The organism is Micromonospora sp. NPDC047762 (assembly GCF_043204655.1).
GTDB lineage: Bacteria > Actinomycetota > Actinomycetes > Mycobacteriales > Micromonosporaceae > Micromonospora.
This window is the reverse complement of the sequence record NZ_JBIDCQ010000005.1, coordinates 216,357-238,764: the sequence shown is the minus strand read 5'-3', so window position 1 is coordinate 238,764 and position 22,408 is coordinate 216,357. Positions and strand designations below refer to the sequence as shown.

Here is a 22,408-nt window from a genome sequence, read left to right as displayed (position 1 = left end):
GAACGAGAGCGAAACGCTGTCGGAGTGTTCAGTTAGCCTCGGCGCCATGCCGATGATCACCATCACCGATGAAGTGACCGGAGCGCCGAGTGGTCCTGAGTGGACCATGGACGTCTTCGAGGAAGAGGTACGCCTCGGCGAGTTGATTCGGCGGCGGGTCTTTCTGGAGGTGGCGGAGTCCGGCGGGCACGTCGATCCGGAGGAGCGGACCCGGGCGACGCTCGAGGCGTTCGGCCGCAACGGCTTCGTGGTGCTGGTCGACGACCGGCAGGTGACGGCCCTGGACGACAAGGTTCACCTGCACGCGGGGTCCCGGATCACGTTCCTCAAGCTCGTCCCGCTGGTGGGTGGCTGATGAGCGACTCCGATCCGGAGCTGGCGCTACGCGAGCTGATCGCCACCGGCACCGGGTGGTGCGAGCAAGCCGTCGGGTCTGACTCGCGGTACGACCGTCGGGAGTACGCCAGGCAGGTGGCGGCGCTGTGCGCGTTGGCGCCAGCCGGCAGGGGCCCGGTGCTGCTCGCCGCGCTCAACGACCCGGACGGCCCGTACGATCTCGCACCCGCCCAGCGGGAGCTGCTGCCGGAGACCACCGAACATGTCCAGGTGCTCGGCGCCGCACTGGCAGACCTTGATGATGCCGGCGCGGATCCGGATCGGTGGGTCGCCGCGGCGCTGACGCTGATCAAGTACCGGCCGCAACGGCCCTACATCGGCGAACCGTGGGACGGTGCCCGCCGGGAAACGTGGGCCCGGGCCGAGAAGTTCCTGGCCGGGCGGCCGGTGCGGGTGCGGCAGGCGGTGTTCGACGCGTTGACGGTGCCCGGGGAGGACAGCGACGGGCGGCTCAAGCTAATCAGGATTGTGCTCTCGGGCGGCGGGCTGGGCAGTGCCGGATGGCTCGACCGGCTGAGCGGTCAAGCGTGGCTGGGATTCAACAGGTGGAGCTGGGGGCTCAACGACCTCACCTGGGAGTCCATCCAGGCCCGGGCGCGGGCCGGACGTACCCACCCGGCGGCACTGGCGACCTGGCGTCGGACGCGGATCGAGCGCGGCTCGTACCACCTGAGCGACGAAGGCGATCGGATGTGGCCGATCCCCAACGTCGGCGAGCGGTGGGCCGACCGCGCCGTCGCCGACATCGAGGCGATGCCGGAGGAGTGTGGGGCCGCCTGGCACGCGCTGTTGGTCCACTGTCCGCTCGGCGCGGACAAGGCCAAGCCGACGACCGCCTGGCGCAAGACCGGCCGGTCCCTGCTCGACGCGGTCGGCGGCGACGAGTTCGCCGCGCGTCTCGACGACTGGCTCCCGCTGGTGGGTCAGGCGCGCACCCTGCCGCTGCGCATGACGACGTGTTGCCCAGGCCACCTGGCGGATGCCTCACCAAGGACGATCGACCGCTACAACGTGGGGCTGCTGTGGGGGCTGATCTGGATGCGGGCGATGCTTCCGCCCTCGGAGGAGACCCTGCGCAGCCTCGCCCACATCGCGGAACGGGCCGCCCGCAAGATTCCCGGGCACGGCCCGGCGAGCCCGAAGCTGGCGAACCTCGCCGTTGCGGTGCTCGTCGACACCGATCACCCCGCCGCCCTCGCGCAACTGGCTCGGCTGGCCTCGCGGTTGACCTACAAGAGCACGCTCCGCATTGTCGAGAAGGGCCTGACCAAGCACGCCGAGGCACGCGGCGTCGGCCGCGAGGACGTCGAGGAGATGGCGCTGCCCGGCTTCGGGCTGCCGCTCGCGGACAAGCTGGGTGACAGCTCGTACGAGGTCGAGGTGCGCGGCATCGATGCCACAGTGGTGTGGCGCAACGCCGACGGCAAGGTGGTCAAGGCTCCGCCGGCTCAGGTGCGCAAGGACCACGGCGAGGAGTTGAAGGAGCTGAAGGCGACAGTCGCGGACATCGGCGCGACGCTGATCGGGACCCGCGACCGCCTGGAGGGGCTGCTGCGGCGCGACCGCGCGTGGACCGTCGAGCAGTGGCGGGAGCGGTTCCTGGACCACCCGCTGGCCCGGACCCTGGCCCGCCGGCTGATCTGGACCGTCGACGGCGTCGCCTGCTGCTGGGGCGGCGACGCCCTGCGGACCGTGGACGGCACGGTGTTCGAGCCCGCCGGCGACGCCACGGTACGGCTGTGGCACCCGGTCGACGATCCGGCGGCGGTCCCGGCCTGGCGGGACTTCCTGGCCCGGCACACGATCACCCAGCCGTTCAAGCAGGCGCACCGCGAGCAGTACCTGCTAACCGACGCGGAGCGGGCCACCGGCACGTACTCCAACCGGTTCGCCGCGCACATCGTGCGCCAGCACCGCCTCATCGCGCTGCTGTCCCGGCGAGGCTGGTCGCACGTTCGACACCGCAACGACGGCGCCAGCTACCAGGACCCCTGGCTTGCCCTTCCGGACTGGGAGATGCGCGCCGTGCTGCACATCGCCGGGATCGAGGATCAGGGCGACGACCTGATGTTCGACACGATGGGGACCGACCAACTGGTGTTCCTCCGGGGGGAACGCACGCCGGTGCCGCTGGAGGAGGTTCCGGCGGTCGTACTGAGCGAGGTGATGCGTGACGTCGACCTGTTCGTTGCCGCGGCCGGGGTGGGCAACGACCCGAACTGGTACGACGGCGGTCCCCAGGGCCGGTACCGCGACTACTGGTCGCAGAACAGCTTCGGCGACCTCACCCCGACGGCCCAGACCCGCCGGGAGGTGCTGGCCGAGCTGATCCCCCGGCTGGCGATTGCCAACCGGTGCACGTTCACCGACCGGTTCCTCGAAGTGCGGGGTGATCTGCACACGTACCGCATCCACTGCGGCTCGGGCAACATCCTGATCGCCCCGGACGACCGGTACCTGTGCATCATTCCCGACTCGGCGAAGGCGAAGGAGCCGGAGATGTACCTGCCCTTCGAGGGCGACAGCCGGCTCGGCGAAATCATCAGCAAGGCGTTGCTGCTCGCGGCTGACAAGAAGATCAAGGACCCGGTGATCCTGCGCCAACTGTGAGGCGGCGGGTGACGGCGCCGGGCTGAGGCCACGGCGCCGTCACCCGGCAGGTCAGCTGGAGGTCCGCCTCGGGAGTAGCAGCTCCTCGTGATCGAGTTCTCGTTCCAGCACGCGGAGTTCCTCATCCGGCAGCCGGCCGGAGTCGCGCCAGCGCACGAGCTCCTCGCGCTGCGCGTCGATGGCCGTCCGGCGAACCCGAAGCGCCCTCTCGTACTCCGGGGAGGTGGGCAGTTCCGATGAGTCGCTCTGCTCCAGAAGGTCCAGCCGCCCGCGGTAGCGCGCCAGGCGGGCCAGCAGCTGCGTACGGGTGGTGTTGACGGCCACCGCACTGTCCGACTCCACGGCGGCGACCTCGTCGAGGCGGGCCAGGGCGGCCTCGACCGCCGCCGAGCGGGCCTCGTTGCGTACCCGGGCCTGGTCTGCTTCGTTGGCGCGCAGGCCCAGCATCCGCACGAGCGGCGCGAACGTCAGGCCCTGCCCGACGAGTGTCACCAGGACGACCACGAAGGTGCAGAACAGCAGGAGGTCACGGTCGGGAAAGGGTGCGCCGCTGTTGGTGGTCAGCGGCAGGGTGAAGATCGCGGCCAGGCTGATCACGCCACGGGTGCCGGACCAGCTCAGAGCCACCACCTCACGGGAGGTGAGCCGGCGGGCGTTGCGGTCAGCGCGCTCGATCCGCCGGGCACTCCCGGGTTCGTCGGGGTCGTCCTGCTCGGAGATGCCGCCCAGTCGAGTGTGCAACGACCGAGGGAGGGACTGGGTCATCACCAGCCACGCGGGGCGCAGCAGGAGCACCACGCCGACCGATATGGCGACAGCGATGACGATTGTCGACGTGTCGTACTGACGTAGGCCCTTGACGACTTCGGGAAGCTGCTGGCCGATGAGCAGGAAGACGAAGCCTTCGAGGAGGAAGTCGACCAGCCGCCACACCGCGCTGGTCTGCAGCCGGGCGGCCCCCGAGGTGAGCTGCGGCGCCTTGTGACCGACGATCAGCCCGGCGACCACCACGGCGAGCACCCCGGAGACGTGCAGTTCCTCGCCCAACAGGTAGGCCACGAACGGTGTCGCGAGCGAGATGGCATTCGACAACAGTGGGTCCGCCGTGAACGGTCGGGCCAGACGTACCAGCCAGGCCACTGCCGCTCCCACGGCGACCCCGCCGACCGCCGCCAGGACAAACTGGGCAACGGCGGACGGGAACGAGAACTCACCACCCACCGCGGCGGCCACCGCGACGCTGAGCATCGTCAGCGCTGTGGCGTCGTTGAGCAGCCCCTCGCCCTGAATGATCGTGACCATCTTCGGTGGCAGGTTCACCCGGCGGCCCACAGCCAGGGCGGCCACCGGGTCGGGTGGCGCGATGGCGGCGCCGACCGCGATCCCGGCAGCGAGCGTCGCCCCGGCGACGAACAGGTGGAACCCGATGCCGACCAGTACCCCGGTGAGGAGCACCAGCAGCACGGACAAGCTGACCACGATGCGGAGGTTCCGGCGGATGTCCAACAGCGAGGAGTCCAGTGCGGCACTGTAGAGCAACGGCGGCAGCACGATCATGAGCACAAGGTCGGGGTCAAGGCCGACGTTGGGGCCGGGGAGCAGCGCGTACACGATGCCGATGAGCGGCAGAAGCGCCGCGGCCGGCAGCCCGGTGCGGGCCGCCACCCACCGCACGACGACGATGACCGCGACAGCGGCGAGCACGAACAACAACATCGAATGGGTGCTCACCTGGTTGACATTCCCCTGGATCGGCGCGAGGTTGCTCGGAGCCACCGCGGGTTCGTGGCCGAGCCGGCCGAACGGTACCGTCGGCGCAGCATGCAGCAGTGACGAGCGTACCCGCCTGGGCACCGGACCTGACCGACTGCTGAACACGGCCACCGTGCCCGACACCGGCGACGACCACCGGTACCTCAAGGTCACGGCCGGGACCGGTCCCCGACAGAGCGTGCGAAGATCGGCCGTCGCGCCCCTACAGTCCGCACCATGAGGTGGACGGTGCGACTCGCGGTCACTCTTCCCGTACTGCTGACCGCCCTGGCAGCCGGTGCCGTGAACGCCGTCGCGGCGCCCGCCGACGGCGACCTCGGCCTGGCCCTGCGGCCCGGCCAGGATCAACAGGGCTGGTGACATCGAGCCGACGACACTGCCGGCCTCCGGCGCGTACACGGTGGTGGTGGACCCGTCCGGATTCGCAACCGGGCAGGTCACGCTGACGCTGCGGTGAGGCGAACCCCTGCCTGTTCGGGTGACGTCCGCGTGCTAGCGTCTCGTCCCGTTGCCAGCGAGCGCCGCTAGCTCAACTGGCAGAGCAGCGGACTCTTAATCCGCGGGTTCGGGGTTCGAGTCCCTGGCGGCGCACCAACGAGCAAGGCCCTGAACTGGTGAATCACACTGGGTCGGGGCCTTTTCGCCTACGGCGATGGTGGGTGGTAGCTCGGCGGGTGCTCGGGAGCCGATGGACCTGTCGTGGTCAGGTGCTATCGGGCTGCGTCATCGACGCCATCCTGGAGCATTCGCCGGCCGACTATGTCCGTGGGCCCACGATGCCGTCCGAGTCGCCGGCCCTTGGGCTGGGGCACCTACAGTTCGAGGCGCTGATCACCACCGCCGACTGTCGGCCAACCCGAACGACTTCGCCCTGGTCGCGCTCCTGGGTCGGGTTGCGGATATCGCGGTCGACCTCGCCGTCGCAGCGGCGGCTATGCGACATCGTTTGCGAGCTTCGTCCGGACGGTACCGAGCCTGGTGGATCATGATGTCGTTCCGCCTCGGTCGATCGTCACCTTCTGTCATACCCTCCGGCTACGGTGCCGGCCGTGATGGCATCATTCGAGAAGCCGCGTCGCGTAAACGGCAGGCCGGTCTGCGCCTACGGTGATTGCGCGCGTCGACGCGACGGTGCAGCAGGCTTGTGCGGCCCTCATCGACGGCGTCAGGAGCAAGGACTTCCGCTGGAGAAACCGGTCGCAAGTCGATCCGCCAGCGGTGTCTGCACCTTCAACGGTTGTGGACGTCGGAAGACCGCGCGTTCGGCATTCTGCGCTGCGCACACACGCCGGCAGAACCTCGGATTGCCAATGGATGCGCCAATCAAGAACCGGGGTAGCGCCCGCTGCCACGTCGAGGAGTGCGCCAGGCGACCCCTGCCGGGCTCGCAGATCTGCGAACGCCATCAGCTGCGCCTTGACCGCGGCCTTCCGCTGGATGCACCGAGATCCGCCTTGTTCGGACCGAAAGTGTGCTCTGCCGGCGAGTGTGGTCGATGGGTTGCCGCAAAGGGATTGTGCGCTGGCCATCGACGACGCCAGAAACAAGGCTTGCCCATGGATACGCCGTTCCGTGCCGAAACTCCACGCCGATGCGAACGGCCTGGTTGCGACCACCCGCATAAGGGGCGTGGACTTTGCAGCGCCCACTTGCAACGACAACGAAAAGGGCTCGATCTAACTGCGCCGGTGCGGGAGTCGTGGCTCGGGCGCGAATGGCCGGACACGTGCACCTGGCGGGACTGCGCCAGACCACTCCGATCGGCCGGGCTCTGCAGCCTGCACTACGGACGTCGCTACAACGGGCTGACGATGGACGGGCCTCCGCGGAAGAATCCCCGGATGCCGGGCGTAACTCTACGCAAAACTCTGCAAGGTTACGTTCACATCTTTGTGCCCGACCACCCGAACGCCGTTGGGCAGGGTTGGGTGGTCCACCACCGGTACGTCATGGAGCAACATCTGAAACGCCTGCTACAACCGCATGAGAACGTCCATCACAAGAACGGTGACCGTGCCGACAACCGACTCGAGAACCTGGAGATCTGGATTACTGCCCAGCCAGCCGGCCAGCGAGTCCCCGACAGGATCGCCCATGCTCGTTGGCTCCTAGCGCAGTACGGCACTGAGGAAGAGCAGCTGGAGTACCAGAATGCGCAGGTGAACCCATGAGCCGACAGGCATGCGCCTACAAGGGATGTCGCCGACGGCCGGCATCGTACGCATCGCTCTGCGGATTTCACCAACTCCGCCAGGGCCAGGGCCTGCCGATGGACATGTCGACGACCGAGTTGCGCCGCCTGCGCTCCGAGAAGCGCGTTTGTGAGGTCGAGGGCTGCAGCAGGCTTCGGAAGCTGGCCGCATCCCTGATGTGCGATCCGCACCAGCGACGGGTGGACCGAGGCTGGGCTTTGGACATGCCTATTCGCGGCGAACCCCAGACGTGCAGCCACTTAGGATGTAGCCGACCGTGTCGGGGCAAAGGTCTCTGCAACGCCCACCTTCTACGCCAGCAGCGAGGCACCGACATGGACGCGCCGATGCGCGAATCGGTACGGTCGGAGCACAAGCCGGAATTTTGCGAGTGGCAAGGCTGCACCGACCCGTATTACTCCCGTGGCCTCTGCCAACTGCACTACATGCGGAAGTACAAGGGCACCGACATGGACGCTCCAACCCGCAGCCGCCCAGTTCCCGGCGTATCGACAAGGACGACAAAATTCGGCTACGTCCATGTCTACCTCCCCGACCACCCCAACGCTCAACACAAAGGCTGGGTCAACCAACATCGGCACGTGATGGAGCAGGAGCTAGGTCGTTATCTCGTCCGGCACGAGAACGTGCATCACAAGAACGGTGACCGCGCGGACAATCGCCCTGAGAACCTAGAGCTGTGGATCACCGCGCAGCCATCGGGACAAAGGGTGGAAGACCGAGTGGCTCACGCCCGCTGGCTGCTTTCGCTTTACGGCTCTGAACGCGAGCAGCAGAAGTACGGAGATGGTGCTGGCAACCCCCTCGCGAATGCTCGGGCCCACATCTGACTGGGCGTTATTAACTGCACTTCGCCGCCGCTGACGCCATCGGCTGCCAGGCCAGGACGTGGCCATACTCGATGACGAGGAGTTCTTTGGGTAAGTGGTCGATGCCGGTACCGGGCGCCTGGCCGACCAACTCGCCATCCAGGCGCTCAGCAAACGGGACTACAAGACGTTGGACGGAGGGGTTGGATGCCGCCTTCACTGTGATCAGGAGGCAGAGTGTCGCTGGTCGCGCCAGGACAGGCTTCGGTCTCGGACCTTCGCCGGCGCTCGGTCCCCACAACGGAAGCTGTTCCAACGGAACCACCCACCTCGCGCCCACCCATGTTGAGGACACATGCGCACCACCACGATCGGCGACGTGAAGGTCCTGCTGCCGGACCTCGAACCGGACGACCTCGACACCACGACGAATCTCGCCGACGGCCTCACCGAGGCCCTCATCGAGGGCGCCGCGTGGCACGGCTCGCACCTTGAGGACGCCCACATCCGCAGCAGTCTGATCACCGGCGTGGACCTGAGCGAGAGCACCTGGGAAGCCGGGAGCCTCTACGGCTGCGAGATCACCCGCACCGACTTCTCCGGCGCGACCCTGACCGGCATAGCCATCGAACGCTGCGCCATCACCGGCTCCCGGTTTACGGGCACCAGACTCACCGACGTACGCCTCAAGGACGTCCTGTTCGACGGCTGCCGCTTCGACTACTCCACCTTCCACCGCGTCGCCGCCGCCGGTTCGGTCGCGTTCACCGACTGCACTCTCACCAACGGGGCGTGGTCCTCCTGCCGACTACCTCGCATCGCGCTGCGGTCATGTGACCTCGCCGGACTGGAACTGGACTCCTGCCAGCTCGACGGCACCGATCTGCGGGGCAGCCGACTCCAGGGCCTCAAGACGCCGCTGGACAACCTGCGCGGCGTCACCCTCGGCGAGGACCAACTTCCTGACCTCACCCAGCTGGCCGTCGCCGCCCTCAACCTCACCGTCCGCAACGACTGAAGCCGAGGAGGCATCGTGCTCGCTGAACCCACCGGCAGCCCGGACACGATCCTCGTCTGCATCCGGGGCAACTCCGGCTCGGGTAAGAGCAGCATCGGCCGCGAACTACGACGCCGGCACGGCCGGGGCTGCGCCCTGGTTGAGCAGGACTACCTGCGCCGCATTCTGCTGCGCGAGCGCGACAAGCCCGGCGGCGCCGCACCGGCGTTGATCGGGCAGACCGTCCGGTTCGCGCTGGACCACGGGTACCACGTGGTGCTGGAGGGCATCATGCACACCAGCCGCTACCCCAGCATGCTGACCTCCCTGCGGAACAGCCACCGCGGCCGCTCGCTGTTCTGCTATCTCGACGTGTCCCTGCCCGAAACCTTGCGCCGGCACCTCACCCGCCCGCAGGCCAGCGAGTTCACCGCCGAGCACGTGAGCAGCTGGTACGCCGCCCATGACGTCCTGGGCTGGCCTCGACGGCCTCGTCCTGCCCGAGACCACCGGACTGGACGAGGCCGTCGAGGCCATCGCCGTTGCTGCCGGGCTGCCCCAGACCGGACGCGACGACGACCTGCTACCGAACCTTGCGCCCCAGTAGAGCAGCCCAACCGGCTACCGGTGCCGCCGTTTCGACGCACCGTTCCCCAACGTCGGTCCCGGGTTGCCAGACAGTCCGCCAAGCACGGCGACTGCGACGGCGTGAAGCTTGCCTACCGCGCCCGTACGAGCCAGCTCTCGATGACCGTGAAGTCGTGCTCGGTCAGCCCGCGACGTGGGTCGACCCGATGCAGCAGGGCCGGGCCTGGGTGATGAGCCGACACCCATTGCTGATCAGCGTGGGAGATCTCGTCGTCCACCCAGACGAAGGGGCGTCCCTGCGCCCACTCGACCAACCCACGGGTCTTCCAGTGCAGGAGCCCGACCTCGTCGGAGTCGGGCCAGTCCACGACGGGCAGGGTCGGTAGCCCGAGCAGGGGGGCGAGCACGTCGTTCGCGTCGTCCATCCAGGTCGTCGCCCACACCAGGTCACACGCCAGGGCCTCCAGCCGGCGGCCGTGTTCTGGATCGACCTTGTGCAGCAGGGGATGGGTGTCGGCCGGTAGGACCGGAGCCGGGGTGTGGCCATGCGGTATGCCCGGCTGAGTCGCCGTGGGTGTTCCGAACGGGATGAGGGTGCCGTCCACGTCGAGGAACAGCAAGGGAAGCGGCGCAGGGTCGGGCATGGCCCCAGAGGCTAGCCCTTACCCCGCCAACGGCTACCTCCGTGCTCGGTGAGAAGGAGGCGCCCACACCGTCATCCCGAGGCCATTCGTTCCGCTGCAGCTCCGTGCCGGCGGACGTGCGCCACCGACGGCGAACCACGGCAGGGGCGGTGCCCGGGCGCATCTCACCGGATTTCCGCTCCGGCGGTGCCGGTGACCCGACCACACGGCAACGCCACAATCCACACCCTCAACCAAGGAATTCTCGTGCGTTCGCCGACACCTTCACGTATTGCCGTAGGCACTGGCAGTGACGAGTTCCGGCTTGATCCTCTTGATCCGCAGGTTCGGGGTTCGAGTCCCTGGCGGCGCACCAGCGATGTTCAGAGGGCATGACCAACCGGTCATGTCCTCTGAGTTGCGTTGTCCGGCGGGGCGACGCGGATCACGAGTGGAGCGACCAACCGCGATCGTCCATCGGACCGCCTGCTCTCGTACGACCACCGCGCCGACCGAGGCGATGAGCTGCGCGTAGGGCATGCGCGTGCGCGGTGCCAGCGGTGGAATCGCGCGGTAGAGCACGGTTGCCGACCGCCACTCCCGCCGCCATCGCGAAGAGGAACGTCAGCCGGCGGCTCATCCCTGACGGCGGTGCCATGCGGGGTGGTGCCACCCCTGCCACGCTACGGCGCGGGGACGGGCGCGCGCCTCGACGAGGGCCCTGAGCGAGCAGGATCGGCTCCTGGTGATCAGGGATCCGTACGCGCCGAGGGCGATGACTCCGGCGGCGACCGGCCTGACGACCGGCCGGCTGACGAACACCGGCCGGCCGACTTCAGTCACCCCACGATGTCCCAGGTCGTTCGGCACTTCTCGTCGGCGCCGTTCGCGCCTTTGCGCTCACATGCTTCGACATAGACTCTCGTGCCCGCCAGCAGCCTGACGTAGTAAGGCTCGGAGCAGGTGCCGCTGCCGCCCGCCGCGTGGAGCGTGACCTTGGCGTACACGGGCTCCCACCAGATCCGGCCAATGGTACGGCGGCCGTCCGCTGCGCCCTCGTCGCAGGCTCTGAACGCCGCATCGATCCCGGAGTTGGTGTAGATGGCGAAGCCGTTGCCGGCGGAGTACGGGTCGGCCGAATACACGATGATGGGGTACCCCGCCGAAGCGGTGCTCGTGGTGGCCACGAGCCCGGTGGCCGTGAGCACCAACGCCATCAGCGTGGCACCGAACCAGCGTGAACTCTTGCGGATCATCGGCAACCTCCTACCGTCGAGAAACGACCGGTGTGGTCGTCACGATCGATGGTGGGCGCGATCCGTCTGTGATGACAGACGCGCGGGCAGTTCCGAACAGGTCCGAACACTCCGAACGCCTCCGGTGCGCCGCTTCTCAGGTCGAATTGTCATGCGACCCCAGGCCACCGGCTTGGTGGCGATCAGGAGCCGCCTGCCGAACGCGGCGCGTACATGATCAGGGCGACGCCGATCAGGCAGATGCTTGCGCCGATGATGTCCCAGCGGTCGGGCCGGAACTTGTCGACGATCACGCCCCAGGCGAGGGATCCGGCGACGAACACGCCGCCGTAGGCGGCGAGGATGCGTCCGAAGTTCGGGTCGGGTTGAAAGGTGGCGACGAATCCGTACGCGCCGAGGGCGATGACTCCGCCGGCGATCCACCACAGGCCGCGGTGCTCGCGCCAGCCCTGCCAGACCAGCCACGCTCCGCCGATCTCGAACAGGGCGGCGACGACGAACAACAGGATCGAGCGGACGACGGTCATCCGTGGACCGTACCCATGGTGGTGAAGGGGATGGGACAGCACGGCTGCCCGGCGCACTCGACGAGGTCGTCGCAGCCGGCTTTCACCGCGGCGCGCAGTGTGTCGGCGATGACCTGCAAATCGGCGATCTTCGCCTCGACCTCGGCGATCTTTGCCTGGGCACGGGACCGCAGGCCGGCGTCGGCGTGGCGACCGTGACGGTGCTCGCCCGCGTCGAGAAGCTCGGCGACCTCGTCGAGGGTGAACCCGAGCCGCTGCGCCGCTTTGACCACCTTCAGCAGGGTGACCGTTTCGGTCGGATAAAGGCGGTGCCCGCCGAGGCTTCGGTCTGGTTCGGCGAGCAGCCCGCGGCGTTCGTAATAGCGCAGCGTCTGCGGGTTCACTCCGGCCGCGGCGGCGACCTGGCCGCTGCGCAACCCGCTCACGTCGTCATCCCGGCGGCGGCGCGCTGCGCGAGCGCGTCGAGGGCGTCGACGTGCGCGACCGGCACCCGTACGTCGAGGCGCAGCGTGTGTGTGTCGGCGGCGAGGGTGAACGAGAAGAACGAGCAGCAGGAGCTTTCCCGGCCGATGAGGTCTCGGGCGGTCGCCTCGGCGGCCGGGTCGAGACGCCACAGCAGTTCGGTGGGGGACAGCCGCTGCTGCGCCAGCAGGAAGGTGGCGAACAGGTTGTCGAATTCGACCAGCCGCAGCGGCCGTTGCCCGCTCGGCAGGGTGCACGACTCGGGCACCCACGCCGGGGAGTCAGTGGTCATACCAACGACGGTAAGCGTGTACCTGGGTACCGGATGCAAGCCGGACGCTCAGCAGGCTCACCGACCGGTCACCACGGTCGCCGGTGCGGGGCGCTGAAACCGCGCTGACTCGTGCTCAGCCGGCGGCGGGTGACGCGGCAGGCGCGTCGAGGGCCGGTGCCACGACGGCGAACGCCTGGTCCATCAGCTCGGCCAGGTGCTGCTCGTCGTCGCCCGGCTGCCACCGCTGAAGCACCGTGTCGAGTGCCAGCAGGGCCATCCCGGCGGCCATCCGTGGGTAGGGGTCGGTGTGCGGGTCGAGGCGACGGCGGTTGGCCAACTCGGCGGACAGCTCGGTGCGCCACTCGATCTGGCGTTCCAGCCAGCGGGCGTGCAGGGCGGGGGTGTCGAGGATCAGACGGACGACGACCCGGGCCCGCTCGGAGTGCTCCGGGTGGTCGTTGCAGGCGGCGAGCGGCACCCAGAGTGCGTGACGCAGCGCGACCGACGGTGCCTCGGCGGACGGCCGGGCGGCGAGTTCGGTGATGATGTCCGCGCTGGTGTCGGCCAGGAACCGGACGACCACGTCCTCCTTCGACGCGAAGTAGCGGAAGAAGGTACGCCGCGACATGCCGGCCGCCGCCACGATGTCGTCGACTGTCACCGCGTCGAAACCCTTGGTCGCGAGCAGCATCAGGGCGGCGTCACGCAACTCGTCGGCAACGAACTGGCGTTTGCGCTCGGCCAGGCTGTTGTCCGCACGGGATTTCATCAGTCGATGCTACGTCATTCGCTGCCGCTTGATGCCGTTGTTGGCATCATGCGCATTGCTTGACACTGAGTGCCACGAGTAGCACAGTGGGTCGCATGACTGTCGATGGTTGGTCCACTGAACAGATCCCCGACCTGAGCGGCCGTACCTTCGTCGTCACCGGTGCCACGGCGGGCCTCGGCCTGGTCACGACCCGGGCACTCGCCGTCCGCGGTGCGCGCGTCGTGCTGGCCGTCCGCGACGAGGAGAGAGGTCGCCGGGTGGCGGCCGACATCGCCGCAGCCCGGCCCGGCGTCGACCTGGAAGTCCGGCGGATCGACCTCGCCGACCTCGACTCGGTGCGGGAGTTCGCCGACGGCATGCACGCCGACCATCGCCGGGTGGATGTGCTGATCAACAACGCGGGGGTGATGGCCCTGCCGCGCACCCTCAGCCCGCAGGGCCACGAGATGCAGTTCGCCACGAACCACCTCGGGCACTTCGCTCTCACCGGGCTCCTGCTCGACCTCCTGCTGGCCGGCCGGGATCCACGGGTGGTCACCGTCACCTCGGTCAACCACCGGCAGGCGAAGATGCGCTTCGACGACCCGACCGGCGAGCGGGGCTACTCTCCGATGGGCTTCTACAACACATCCAAGCTGGCCAACGCCATCTTCGGCTACGAGCTGCACCAGCGGCTCAGCGCCGTGGCGAGTCCGCTGGGCAGCTTCCTCGCCCACCCCGGCTACACAGCGACGAATCTGCAGAGCAGCGCCACCACACCGATCTGGCGACTGCTGCTGGGCCGGATCGGCAACCCACTCCTCGCCCAGCCGGTCGACCGCGGTGTCTGGCCGCAGCTGTTCGCCGCCACCGACCCCGGTGCGCAGCCGGGCCAGCTCGTCGCCCCGGGCGGGCCGGGCGAACTGCGCGGCCACCCCGCGCCGGCGAAGCTCTCCGCCGCCGCGACCGACCCCGAGCACGGCCGCCGTCTGTGGGAACTGTCCGAACAGGCCACCGGCGTACGGTTCGGCGCGCTGCGACCGGCGAGCTGATCGCTGCGCATCCGGCAGCCGTCACGTTCCGCCTTGCCAGATCGTCCAGGGGCGAGCAGACACAACGGAGGAAAGAATGTTCGCTGCCTACGTCACGGTCACCATTCTCGCGTCGATCTTCACCGGCTTCGCCGCCGTCACCTACCTGATCGGTCACGACTATCCGAAGGCCCAGGCGGACATGAAGCGCGTGCCACGGTCATGGGTACCGCGGTTGGGCATGGCGCTGGCGGCAGGCTCGTTGGGGTTGCTGGCGGGCTTCGCCGTACCGCTGCTGGGCACCCTCGCCGCCGCCGGGCTGGTGCTGTATTTCATCGGCGCGCTCATCGCGCATCTGCGCGTCGGCTCCCGTCAGCTGGTGGGCTGGGCTGTCTTCTTCGTCACCGAGGTGGCCGCGCTGACAGTGAACGTGCTCTACCACTGGTGAATCGGTTGGTGCGCCTCCCACGACGTCCTGGGCTGGCCCGACGAACTCATCCTGCCGGAGCAGCTATTGCCCGGTCATCGAGGGGCATCTATAGTTGCGCGGATCACAACAATCATGGCCGTGGTGACGCGGCCGGGTCGTCGAAGCGCTTCGACGATTCGTCGTTCAGGCCCGTCAGCCGGGTGTCGAGCCTGGTCACGCCGGCCTCGGCGCCCGCTGGGCGTCTGTCGTACGACATGAGGAGAACCGCATGCGGAACTGGCGCCTTCGGCGCGGAATCACCGCGCTCGCGCTCGCCCTGCTGGCCCTACCGGCCGTTCCCGGCACCGCGCTCGCCGAACCCACCTACCCGTTCCGAGATCCCAGCCTGCCCGTGAACGTCAGGGTCGACGACCTGCTCGGCCGGCTCACGCAGGACGAGAAGATCTCCTGGCTGCACCAGTACCAGCCGGCCATTCCCCGGCTGGGCATCGGCCTGTTCAAGACCGGCACCGAGGCGCTGCACGGGGTGGCCTGGTCCACCGACATCGACAACAACGGCGCGGTGGTCAAGGCTCGCGGCACCGCCTTCCCACAGCCGGTGGGCATGGCGAGCACCTGGAACACCGACCTGATCCAGCAGGTCGGTTCGGCCGTCGGCGACGAGGCGCGCGGCTACCACGCGCAGAATCCCCGGGTCTGGGGGCTCAACCTCTGGGCGCCGGTGGTCAACCTGCTGCGCGACCCCCGGTGGGGCCGCAACGAGGAGGGCTACTCCGAGGACCCGCTGCTCACCGCGAAGATCTCCACCGCGTACGGGTCGGGAATGACCGGCGGTGACCCGAACCACTTGAAGAGCGCACCGACCCTCAAGCACTACCTGGCCTACAACAACGAGGTCCGACGCGACGTGACCTCCTCGAACGTGCCGCCTCGGGTGCTCAACGAGTACGACCGCGCCGCCTTCAAGCCGGCCATCGCGGCCGGTGCGGCGACCGGGGTGATGGCGTCGTACAACCTGGTCAACGGTCGTCCGGCGACAGTGGACCCGGACCCGATGACGGTGTTCCGGGACTGGACCGACAGGCCGCTGATGAACGTCACCGACGCCTGGGCGCCGAACAACCTCGTCAACACCCAGAAGTACTACGCCACCCAGGCCGAGGGCAACGCGGCGATCATCAAGGCCGGCCTGAGCAGCTTCATCACCGACGACACGAACGCGCAGCCGACCATGACCGCGATCAAGCAGGCCCTCGCCAGCGGTCTGCTGACCGAGGCCGACATCGACGCCCGGATCCGCGAGATCCTCAACATTCGATTCCGGCTGGGTGAGTTCGACCCGGGTGGCGGCCGGCACGGCGGCATCACCCCGGACGTGATCAACAGCCCCGAACACCAGCGGTTGGCTCGGCAGGCCGCCGGCGAGGCGATGGTGCTGCTGAAGAACGAGCGGCAGGCGCTACCGCTGGATCCGGCCCGGACCCGCAAGGTGGCGGTGCTCGGCCCGCTGGCCGACACCCTCTACTCGGACTGGTACGGCGGCGACCTGCCCTACCAGGTGACGGCGCTCGACGGCATCCGCGAACGGCTGGGGCGGCTCGGCCAGTGTGCGCGGGCTCGACGGGGCGGACCGGATCGCGCTGAAGGACGTGTCGACCGGCCGGTACGTCTCGGCCACCGGCACCACCGACGCCGACCCGGTCCTCGGGACCGGCGCCACCCCGGCGCTCGTCGCCCAGTTCGACGTGGTCGACTGGGGGCAGGACGTGGTGACGCTGCGCAACGCCGCCAGCGGCCGCTACCTCGGCTACAACTGGGGGCCGTTCATCACCCGTGACGAACAGCCGAACGGCTGGTACGTCCAGCAGCAGTTCAAGCTTGAGCCGCAGGCCGACGGAACCGTGGTGCTGCGCTACGTCGGCTACGAGACCACTGAGAGCTGGTTCGGTGCCGACACGTACGTGACGGTCGGCGACGACGGCGCCCTCAAGCTCGGCGCATCGACCCCGGACGCAGCTACCCATTTCAGTCGCGAGGTGATCAGCAGCGGCATCGACCGGGCCGTGGCGGCAGCCAAGGCGGCCGACACCGCGGTGCTGGTGGTCGGCAGCAACCCGTTCATCAACGGTCGCGAGGCGCACGACCGGACCTCGACGGCGCTGAGCGCCGGCCAGGAGGCACTGGTCAAGGCGGTGGTCAGGGCCAACCCGCGGACCGTGCTCGTGCTCCAGACCAGCTACCCGGTCACCATCCGATGGGAGCAGGAGCACGTACCGGCCATCGTCTGGACCACCCACGCGGGCGCGGAGACCGGTCACGCCATCGCCGACGTCCTCTTCGGCGACCGTAACCCGTCCGGTCGGCTCACCCAGACCTGGTACCGCTCGGACTCGCAACTACCGCCGGACCTGCTGGAGTACGACATCATCTCGTCCGGGCAGACCTACCTCTACAACAGCGCGAAACCGCTCTACCCGTTCGGCCACGGGCTGTCGTACACCCGCTTCCGGTACGGCCAGCTGCGGGCCGGTGCCCAGTCGGTGGCGGCCGACGGCACCATCACAGCCAGTGTCGACGTGACGAACGTCGGCAGCCGGACCGGGACCGAGGTCGTTCAGCTCTACACCCACCAGCGCACCTCGCGGGACACCACCCCGATCCGCCAGCTCAAGGCGTTCCAGCAGGTGAAACTCGCGCCTGGGCAGACCCGTACGGTGACCCTGCGCCTGCCCGCCGTGGATCTGGCGCACTGGGACGTCACCCGCGGCAGGTGGGTGGTCGAGTCGTCAGTCCACGACCTGATGGTCGGGGCGTCCGTCGAGGACATCCGCGCCCGCGCCGCGGTCCGGGTCCGCGGTGAGACCATCCCGGCCCGCGACCTGTCCCGGCCCACCCGGGCGGAGAACTTCGACAGGTACGCGGGGGTCCGGCTCGTCGACGAGACGAAACCCCGCGGTACGGCGGTCGGTGCCACCGCCGCCGGTCAGTGGATCTCCTTCGACGGTTCCGCGCTGCGTGCCGGCGAGCGCACCTTCACCGCGAAGGTCGCCAAGGCCGGTGCGGGCGCCGGCACGATCCAGATCCGGATGGGGTCGCCCACCGGCCGGCTGCTCGGCACGGCCACAGTGCCCAGCACCGGCGACGACTACCGGTACGTCAGCGCCAGCACCGAGTTGGCCCGGGTCGTCGGTACCCACGACGTGTACCTGGTGTTCGACTCCCCGCTGCGGCTGGCGGAGTTCTCCATCAGCTGACCCGAGATCGGGGCCGGGTCGATCGTCGACCCGGCCCCGACCCGGCTCGGGCCGCGTGGCGGCTCGGTGCTCAGCGGCGACGTCGTCACAGCACTGTGGATTCGTCGGACGACGTGATCACGGTTGTCCGGGCGACATGGCTGGTCTGCCCGGTCCGTGGGCATTTATGCATAGACGCTCCCCGATTGCCTGTTGCATTGGTCAGACGTGTGACCTACGCTCCCAGTAAGAATTTCGGGGCGGTTAACAAAGAGTGCGGTCGGGGCGACGGAAATCCCCGCCGGCCCTTCGTGGCGTCGCTGTTCCGTACTCGTCGCTCGATACGCACTTTGGGCACCACATCGACGACCAGTGAGAGGAACAGACGTGAAGTCAGCCTTATCCACCGCTCGAATGTCAGTGTTGGCGGCGGCGGCGCTTGTCGCCGCCACACTGCCGGCAGTGCTGACAAACCAACTCCCGGCCTCGGCCGCGGTCCAGGCGACCTACTATGTCGCCCCGGACGGTAGCGACGCCAATCCGGGAACGTTGCAGTCGCCGTTCAAGACGATCCAACGTGCGCGGGACGTCGTTCGAACGATAAGCGGAAACCTGACCGGCGACGTCAACGTCCTCCTCCGGGGCGGCACCTATCCGGTGACCAGCACCATCGAATTCGGGTCGAGTGACTCCGGCACCAACGGATACCGGATCAGCTACGGGGCCTACGCCAACGAGAAGCCGGTCCTTGACGGTGGCGTCCAGGTGACCGGGTGGACCCAGCACAGCGGCAACATCTGGAAGGCGCCGCTGGACCGCGCCAACAAGCTGCGGGCGCTCTACGTCAACGACAAGCGTGCTGTCATGGCGACGAAGACGATCAGCTCCGGCGGGTGCTTCGGGACGTACAACATCACGGCCAACCAGGCCGCGTGGGCCTGGGAGTCGGGGTCGCAGTGCGACGGCGCCAGGTACAACCAGAGCGACTTCCCCGCCATCGCGCGCAACCAGGACGACATCGAGATTGAGACGGGCACGACCTGGACCACTGCCATCGTCGGCGTCCGACAGGTGACCACCGACGGCGGGAGCCGGGTCGCTCTCTTCCAGCAGCCGGGTGCGGCCATCGCGCAGGGCGCGTTCAACGGCAACGCCCAGGTCGGCGGCACCCACAAACTCATGAACGCGTACGAGTTCCTGGACGCGCCCGGTGAGTTCTACTTCGACAAGGGCACCAAGACGGTCTACTACTACAAGGCCAGTGCCGAGAACATGTCGACAGCGACGGTCTACGCGCCGAACAACGTCACCACAGTGCTGCGCGTGGCCGGCACCTCGACGTCGAGCCATGCCCGCAATATCACGTTCTCGGGTCTGACGGTGCGGCACTCGGACTGGAACCTGTTCAACGTGGCCGGCTCGTCCTTCAAGCAGGCGCAGCAGGGCAACCTCGGAGCGCAGGTGTACGCCAAGGGCAACTTCCACGTCTACCACTACCGCAACGTGGACGTCACCCCCGGCATCATCCAGATCCAGAACGCTGACGGCCTCCTGTTGCAGCGCAACCGGATCGAGCACACCGGCGCGGACGGCATCAGCATGGTCAACGACGTGCAGGGCACGCAGCTGATCGGGAACGCCACCAACGACATCGCCGGGTCGGCCATCAATGTCGGTCATCCCCAGCACGTCTACATCGGCGACGGCACGTCGACCAACCGGGAGAAGTACTCCGCGTCGGTCGAAGGGCTGCCGAAGAACATCGACATCAAGAACAACTACCTGTACGACAGCGCCGTCCTGTTCAACGGGCACAGCCCCATCTCGGCGTACTTCGCCGACACCCTCACCATCCAGCGCAACCGGATCGAGAAGGCCCCGTGGTCGGGCATCACGCTCGGCTGGGGCTGGTGGAACTTCGACGGGTCGTCGGGTTCGATCCAGCCCAACCGGCCCACCACGACGGCGAGAAACAACACCATCAGCTACAACCACATCATCGACACGGTGCAGCGCCTGAGTGACACCGCGCCGATCTACACGCTCGGCAGCCAGCCCGGGACGACGATCACCAACAACTATCTCCAGGGCGTGCCCTCGGGCCACAAGTACGGACTGCACCCGGACGAGGGATCGGCCTTCATTACCTTCCGGGACAACGTGCTGAGCATCGACAAGAACGTCACCTGGATGATCAATTCAGACGACTTCGGGCGCAAGCACGACCTGAGCATCACCCAGATCTACGGCCCGATCAACAAGGTCTCCAACAAGAACCTGCCGAACAGCACGGTCGCCGACATCCTCGTCTCCTCCGACTACGTCTGGCCGGCGGCGGCGTACGGCATCGCGGCGAACTCCGGCCTTGAGGACGCCTACCGGGACATCATCCCGGCGAGCAACTTCTCCGCGCCGAACTACGTGCTGCCGGCCAGCACGTTCGTCGCCAGTGCCACGGCGTCGATCCCGATCCGGAGCACCGGCGACGCCACCAAGTCGGTCTGGTTGGCGCCGTACGGCACGACCACCTTCACCGCCGGGGCGACGATGACCAGGGCGGCCGGCAACGCGACCTCCATCGCCGTACCGGCCACGCAGGGCGAGTACCGGCTCTACGTCGTCGACGGACAGGGCAACAGGTCGGCCGAGTCGACAGCGATCGTCCGGCAGCAGCAGGGCGGCGGCAGCGGTACGGGGCAGGGGCAGCTCGTGGGTGGCCAGTCCGGCCGCTGTGTCGAGGTGCCGAACTCGTCGACCACGAACGGCACCCAGGTGCAGCTATACGACTGCGGGAGCGGCACGAACCAGCGGTGGACCGCCACCAGCAGCAAGCAACTGACCGTCTACGGCAACAAGTGCCTGGACGCGTCCGGGAACGGCACTGCCAACGGCACCCAGGTCATCATCTGGGACTGCCACGGCGGCACGAACCAGCAGTGGAACGTCAACAGCAACGGCACCATCACGAATGGTCAGTCCGGGCTCTGCCTCGATGCCAACGGCGCTGGCACCGCCAACGGCACCAAGATCATCCTGTGGTCCTGCAACGGTGGTCCGAACCAGCAGTGGACGCTGCGTAGCTGATCCACCCAGACTCCGGGGCCAGGCCGACACGGGCCTGGCCCCGGGCTACTTCTGGTAGCCGTAGTTGTCGCAGGTCCGGCGGCCGAGGACGCAGTTCTTGGTGCGCTTGTTCATGGTGTCGACGTCCCACATCACGAACGCGTCGCCGTGCATCGACGAGGCGCTCTTACCCTCCTTGTCGGAGGAGAGGTAGTAGCCCGCCGGGGTGCCCTTCGCCGGGTACTGGATGTCGAAGGTGATCGCCGGGATCCGGACCGGGTGGCTGGTCGGGCAGGAGTTGCCGCTGCCGTACGCCACATGGTCCTTGTGGTTGGGGCTGTCCAGGTGCTTGCCGTCCCAGCAGTCGGGGAACTGCATCATGAAGTGCAGCGTCGCGTCGCCCCCGCAGATGGGCCAGTTGCCATTGGTGCTGCGGGCGATGCCGTCGAGGTCACCGGGGCCGTAGAAGGCGCAGTAGAACTGGCCGGTCGCGCCCCGCGGGGTCGGCTTCTTCTTCTTGGCGTCGCCGGAGATCATGCGCAGGCCGTTGGGCATCGGCATCTGGCCTGTCGAGTTCTTGGCCAGCGAGCGGTAGTAGACCCGGAACCCGGTGGTCTCGACCGGCTTTCCCGTCGCGTTGTCGTAGAGCGTGGGCACCCAGTAGGCGGAGTGGTCCTGGACGGGCTTGCAGGAGGTGGCCGTGAACTTCGTCAGGTCGCCGGCGACGGTGCTCGCGTCGACGGCCTTGTTACCGACGAACGAGTGCATGTGTGACGCCCCCGGTAGGCCGGGGGCGACGATCGGGTCGTCCGGTAGCCGGTGGCTGTACTGGCAGTCGGCCCGGAACTCCGGGAGGTTGCCCACCCCGGACGGAACGGGGTCGATCTTCAACGCCCGGTACGCGTCGGCCTGCGCGTTCCAGGTCGCCCGGTCGACCGGAATCCAGCCGGTTGCCGGGGCCTTCGGCGCGGCAGCGGTCGACGGTGTCGCGCCGGCCGACGGGGTCGTGGCGGTCGACGGCGTCGCGGCGGCCGATGCCGCCACCCCGGGCGATGCCGGCTGCCCGGCCGGTGGCGAGGGGTATTCGAGGGCGTTGGCCGCGTTCGACGGCTCGGGCGTCACGTCGCCACTGGCCAGGTACACGCCTCCGGCGGCGATGACGAGCGCGACTGCGGCTCCCGCGGCCGCGCCCAGTCTGTTGCGGGTGAACCAGCTCGGCGGGCGGTGACGGGGCGGCGGTTGGCTCGCGTCCGGTTCGGGCAACGAGGCGTACGACACGGGTCACTCCCAACGAGCAGACGACGGCGCTGACCCGGACGGCCACGGCCGCCGTATGGTAGGCGCTTCCCGATCACGACCGACAGTTTCCTAA

Annotated in this window: 20 protein-coding genes, 1 tRNA gene and 1 pseudogene; 13 read left to right on the top strand and 9 right to left on the bottom strand. The window is 68.3% G+C overall.

Annotated features, from left to right (window positions below):
- The first annotated feature begins 46 nt into the window (after positions 1-46).
- Both ACGF3C_RS18180 and ACGF3C_RS18175 read left to right on the top strand, forming a co-directional pair.
- Positions 47-355 carry a hypothetical protein gene (locus ACGF3C_RS18180; RefSeq protein WP_357229955.1) on the top strand — a complete coding sequence of 103 codons (309 nt, stop codon included), beginning with the start codon at positions 47-49 and terminating at the stop codon, positions 353-355.
- Complete coding sequence (locus ACGF3C_RS18175; RefSeq protein ID WP_393223232.1) at positions 355-3,006, top strand: DUF4132 domain-containing protein; 2,652 nt, start codon at positions 355-357, stop codon at positions 3,004-3,006. The genes ACGF3C_RS18180 and ACGF3C_RS18175 overlap by 1 nt, the downstream gene beginning before the upstream one ends.
- A gap of 51 nt (positions 3,007-3,057) precedes the next feature.
- Here the strand turns inward: ACGF3C_RS18175 and ACGF3C_RS18170 are convergent, their stop codons facing one another.
- Positions 3,058-4,722 carry a Na+/H+ antiporter gene (locus tag ACGF3C_RS18170; RefSeq protein ID WP_393223630.1) on the bottom strand — a complete coding sequence of 555 codons (1,665 nt, stop codon included), beginning with the start codon at positions 4,720-4,722 and terminating at the stop codon, positions 3,058-3,060.
- A 273-nt stretch (positions 4,723-4,995) separates the two neighbouring features.
- Here ACGF3C_RS18170 and ACGF3C_RS18165 point away from each other — a divergent pair, with 273 nt between their 5' ends.
- The 6 genes and pseudogenes from ACGF3C_RS18165 to ACGF3C_RS18140 all read left to right on the top strand — a co-directional run bounded on the left by ACGF3C_RS18165 (position 4,996) and on the right by ACGF3C_RS18140 (position 9,405).
- On the top strand, positions 4,996-5,139 hold the full coding sequence (locus tag ACGF3C_RS18165) for a hypothetical protein (protein WP_393223229.1): 144 nt from the start codon (positions 4,996-4,998) through the stop codon (positions 5,137-5,139).
- A gap of 158 nt (positions 5,140-5,297) precedes the next feature.
- Positions 5,298-5,373: transfer RNA gene (locus ACGF3C_RS18160), tRNA-Lys, on the top strand.
- A 1,247-nt stretch (positions 5,374-6,620) separates the two neighbouring features.
- A complete protein-coding gene (locus ACGF3C_RS18155; RefSeq protein WP_393223226.1) occupies positions 6,621-6,950 on the top strand; it encodes a hypothetical protein in 330 nt (109 codons plus the stop codon).
- A gap of 356 nt (positions 6,951-7,306) precedes the next feature.
- Entirely contained in the window at positions 7,307-7,822 is a 516-nt protein-coding gene (locus tag ACGF3C_RS18150; RefSeq protein ID WP_357223276.1) for an HNH endonuclease, read from the top strand.
- A gap of 334 nt (positions 7,823-8,156) precedes the next feature.
- Positions 8,157-8,819, top strand: a complete 663-nt coding sequence (locus ACGF3C_RS18145; protein WP_393223223.1) for a pentapeptide repeat-containing protein — start codon at positions 8,157-8,159, stop codon at positions 8,817-8,819.
- A 15-nt stretch (positions 8,820-8,834) separates the two neighbouring features.
- Positions 8,835-9,405, top strand: a pseudogene (locus ACGF3C_RS18140) (kinase).
- Positions 9,406-9,517: 112 nt separating this feature from the next.
- On the opposite strand, the gene ACGF3C_RS18135 reads toward ACGF3C_RS18140, so the two are convergent.
- The 6 genes from ACGF3C_RS18135 to ACGF3C_RS18110 form a co-directional block, all read right to left on the bottom strand.
- Positions 9,518-10,030, bottom strand: coding sequence for an HAD domain-containing protein (locus ACGF3C_RS18135; protein ID WP_357223285.1), 513 nt, complete (start codon positions 10,028-10,030; stop codon positions 9,518-9,520).
- 818 nt (positions 10,031-10,848) lie between these two features.
- Positions 10,849-11,265 carry a hypothetical protein gene (locus ACGF3C_RS18130; RefSeq protein ID WP_357223288.1) on the bottom strand — a complete coding sequence of 139 codons (417 nt, stop codon included), beginning with the start codon at positions 11,263-11,265 and terminating at the stop codon, positions 10,849-10,851.
- A gap of 182 nt (positions 11,266-11,447) precedes the next feature.
- Entirely contained in the window at positions 11,448-11,792 is a 345-nt protein-coding gene (locus ACGF3C_RS18125) for a YnfA family protein (protein ID WP_393223220.1), read from the bottom strand.
- On the bottom strand, positions 11,789-12,217 hold the full coding sequence (locus tag ACGF3C_RS18120) for a MerR family transcriptional regulator (RefSeq protein ID WP_393223217.1): 429 nt from the start codon (positions 12,215-12,217) through the stop codon (positions 11,789-11,791). The genes ACGF3C_RS18125 and ACGF3C_RS18120 overlap by 4 nt, the downstream gene beginning before the upstream one ends.
- Positions 12,214-12,546 (bottom strand): hypothetical protein, encoded by a 333-nt coding sequence (locus tag ACGF3C_RS18115; RefSeq protein WP_393223214.1) that lies wholly within the window; start codon positions 12,544-12,546, stop codon positions 12,214-12,216. The genes ACGF3C_RS18120 and ACGF3C_RS18115 overlap by 4 nt, the downstream gene beginning before the upstream one ends.
- A gap of 115 nt (positions 12,547-12,661) precedes the next feature.
- On the bottom strand, positions 12,662-13,297 hold the full coding sequence (locus tag ACGF3C_RS18110; protein ID WP_393223211.1) for a TetR family transcriptional regulator: 636 nt from the start codon (positions 13,295-13,297) through the stop codon (positions 12,662-12,664).
- 95 nt (positions 13,298-13,392) lie between these two features.
- Here ACGF3C_RS18110 and ACGF3C_RS18105 point away from each other — a divergent pair, with 95 nt between their 5' ends.
- Together ACGF3C_RS18105 and ACGF3C_RS18100 are read left to right on the top strand one after the other, a co-directional pair.
- Positions 13,393-14,331, top strand: a complete 939-nt coding sequence (locus ACGF3C_RS18105) for an oxidoreductase (protein WP_393223208.1) — start codon at positions 13,393-13,395, stop codon at positions 14,329-14,331.
- A 76-nt stretch (positions 14,332-14,407) separates the two neighbouring features.
- Positions 14,408-14,758 (top strand): DoxX family protein, encoded by a 351-nt coding sequence (locus ACGF3C_RS18100; RefSeq protein ID WP_357223306.1) that lies wholly within the window; start codon positions 14,408-14,410, stop codon positions 14,756-14,758.
- 112 nt (positions 14,759-14,870) lie between these two features.
- On the opposite strand, the gene ACGF3C_RS18095 is transcribed toward ACGF3C_RS18100, so the two are convergent.
- Complete coding sequence (locus tag ACGF3C_RS18095; RefSeq protein WP_393223206.1) at positions 14,871-14,996, bottom strand: hypothetical protein; 126 nt, start codon at positions 14,994-14,996, stop codon at positions 14,871-14,873.
- Between the two features lie 12 nt (positions 14,997-15,008).
- On the opposite strand from ACGF3C_RS18095, the gene ACGF3C_RS18090 reads away from it, so the two are divergent.
- From ACGF3C_RS18090 to ACGF3C_RS18080, 3 genes are all read left to right on the top strand, one after another.
- The gene (locus ACGF3C_RS18090; protein ID WP_393223202.1) at positions 15,009-16,577 is read left to right on the top strand and encodes a glycoside hydrolase family 3 protein; all 1,569 of its coding nucleotides are present in this window, start codon (positions 15,009-15,011) and stop codon (positions 16,575-16,577) included.
- Complete coding sequence (locus ACGF3C_RS18085) at positions 16,486-17,994, top strand: glycoside hydrolase family 3 C-terminal domain-containing protein (RefSeq protein WP_393223627.1); 1,509 nt, start codon at positions 16,486-16,488, stop codon at positions 17,992-17,994. Before ACGF3C_RS18090 ends, ACGF3C_RS18085 begins: the two co-directional genes overlap by 92 nt.
- Positions 17,995-18,387: 393 nt before the next feature.
- Positions 18,388-21,057, top strand: a complete 2,670-nt coding sequence (locus ACGF3C_RS18080; protein ID WP_393223200.1) for an RICIN domain-containing protein — start codon at positions 18,388-18,390, stop codon at positions 21,055-21,057.
- Positions 21,058-21,102: 45 nt separating this feature from the next.
- Here the strand turns inward: ACGF3C_RS18080 and ACGF3C_RS18075 are convergent, their stop codons facing one another.
- A complete protein-coding gene (locus ACGF3C_RS18075) occupies positions 21,103-22,314 on the bottom strand; it encodes a DUF1996 domain-containing protein (RefSeq protein ID WP_393223197.1) in 1,212 nt (403 codons plus the stop codon).
- Positions 22,315-22,408: the final 94 nt, after the last annotated feature.

Coding starts and splice junctions, on each gene's coding strand:
- ACGF3C_RS18080 (WP_393223200.1), top strand. CDS start 18,388: ATGTCAGTGTTGGCGGCGGCGGCGCTTGTCGCCGCCACACTGCCGGCA.
- ACGF3C_RS18105 (WP_393223208.1), top strand. CDS start 13,393: ATGACTGTCGATGGTTGGTCCACTGAACAGATCCCCGACCTGAGCGGC.
- ACGF3C_RS18090 (WP_393223202.1), top strand. CDS start 15,009: ATGCGGAACTGGCGCCTTCGGCGCGGAATCACCGCGCTCGCGCTCGCC.
- ACGF3C_RS18145 (WP_393223223.1), top strand. CDS start 8,157: ATGCGCACCACCACGATCGGCGACGTGAAGGTCCTGCTGCCGGACCTC.
- ACGF3C_RS18175 (WP_393223232.1), top strand. CDS start 355: ATGAGCGACTCCGATCCGGAGCTGGCGCTACGCGAGCTGATCGCCACC.
- ACGF3C_RS18095 (WP_393223206.1), bottom strand. CDS start 14,996: ATGTCGTACGACAGACGCCCAGCGGGCGCCGAGGCCGGCGTGACCAGG.
- ACGF3C_RS18165 (WP_393223229.1), top strand. CDS start 4,996: ATGAGGTGGACGGTGCGACTCGCGGTCACTCTTCCCGTACTGCTGACC.
- ACGF3C_RS18115 (WP_393223214.1), bottom strand. CDS start 12,546: ATGACCACTGACTCCCCGGCGTGGGTGCCCGAGTCGTGCACCCTGCCG.
- ACGF3C_RS18130 (WP_357223288.1), bottom strand. CDS start 11,265: ATGATCCGCAAGAGTTCACGCTGGTTCGGTGCCACGCTGATGGCGTTG.
- ACGF3C_RS18150 (WP_357223276.1), top strand. CDS start 7,307: ATGGACGCGCCGATGCGCGAATCGGTACGGTCGGAGCACAAGCCGGAA.
- ACGF3C_RS18125 (WP_393223220.1), bottom strand. CDS start 11,792: ATGACCGTCGTCCGCTCGATCCTGTTGTTCGTCGTCGCCGCCCTGTTC.
- ACGF3C_RS18100 (WP_357223306.1), top strand. CDS start 14,408: ATGTTCGCTGCCTACGTCACGGTCACCATTCTCGCGTCGATCTTCACC.
- ACGF3C_RS18135 (WP_357223285.1), bottom strand. CDS start 10,030: ATGCCCGACCCTGCGCCGCTTCCCTTGCTGTTCCTCGACGTGGACGGC.
- ACGF3C_RS18180 (WP_357229955.1), top strand. CDS start 47: ATGCCGATGATCACCATCACCGATGAAGTGACCGGAGCGCCGAGTGGT.
- ACGF3C_RS18170 (WP_393223630.1), bottom strand. CDS start 4,722: ATGTTGTTGTTCGTGCTCGCCGCTGTCGCGGTCATCGTCGTCGTGCGG.
- ACGF3C_RS18110 (WP_393223211.1), bottom strand. CDS start 13,297: ATGAAATCCCGTGCGGACAACAGCCTGGCCGAGCGCAAACGCCAGTTC.
- ACGF3C_RS18155 (WP_393223226.1), top strand. CDS start 6,621: ATGCCGGGCGTAACTCTACGCAAAACTCTGCAAGGTTACGTTCACATC.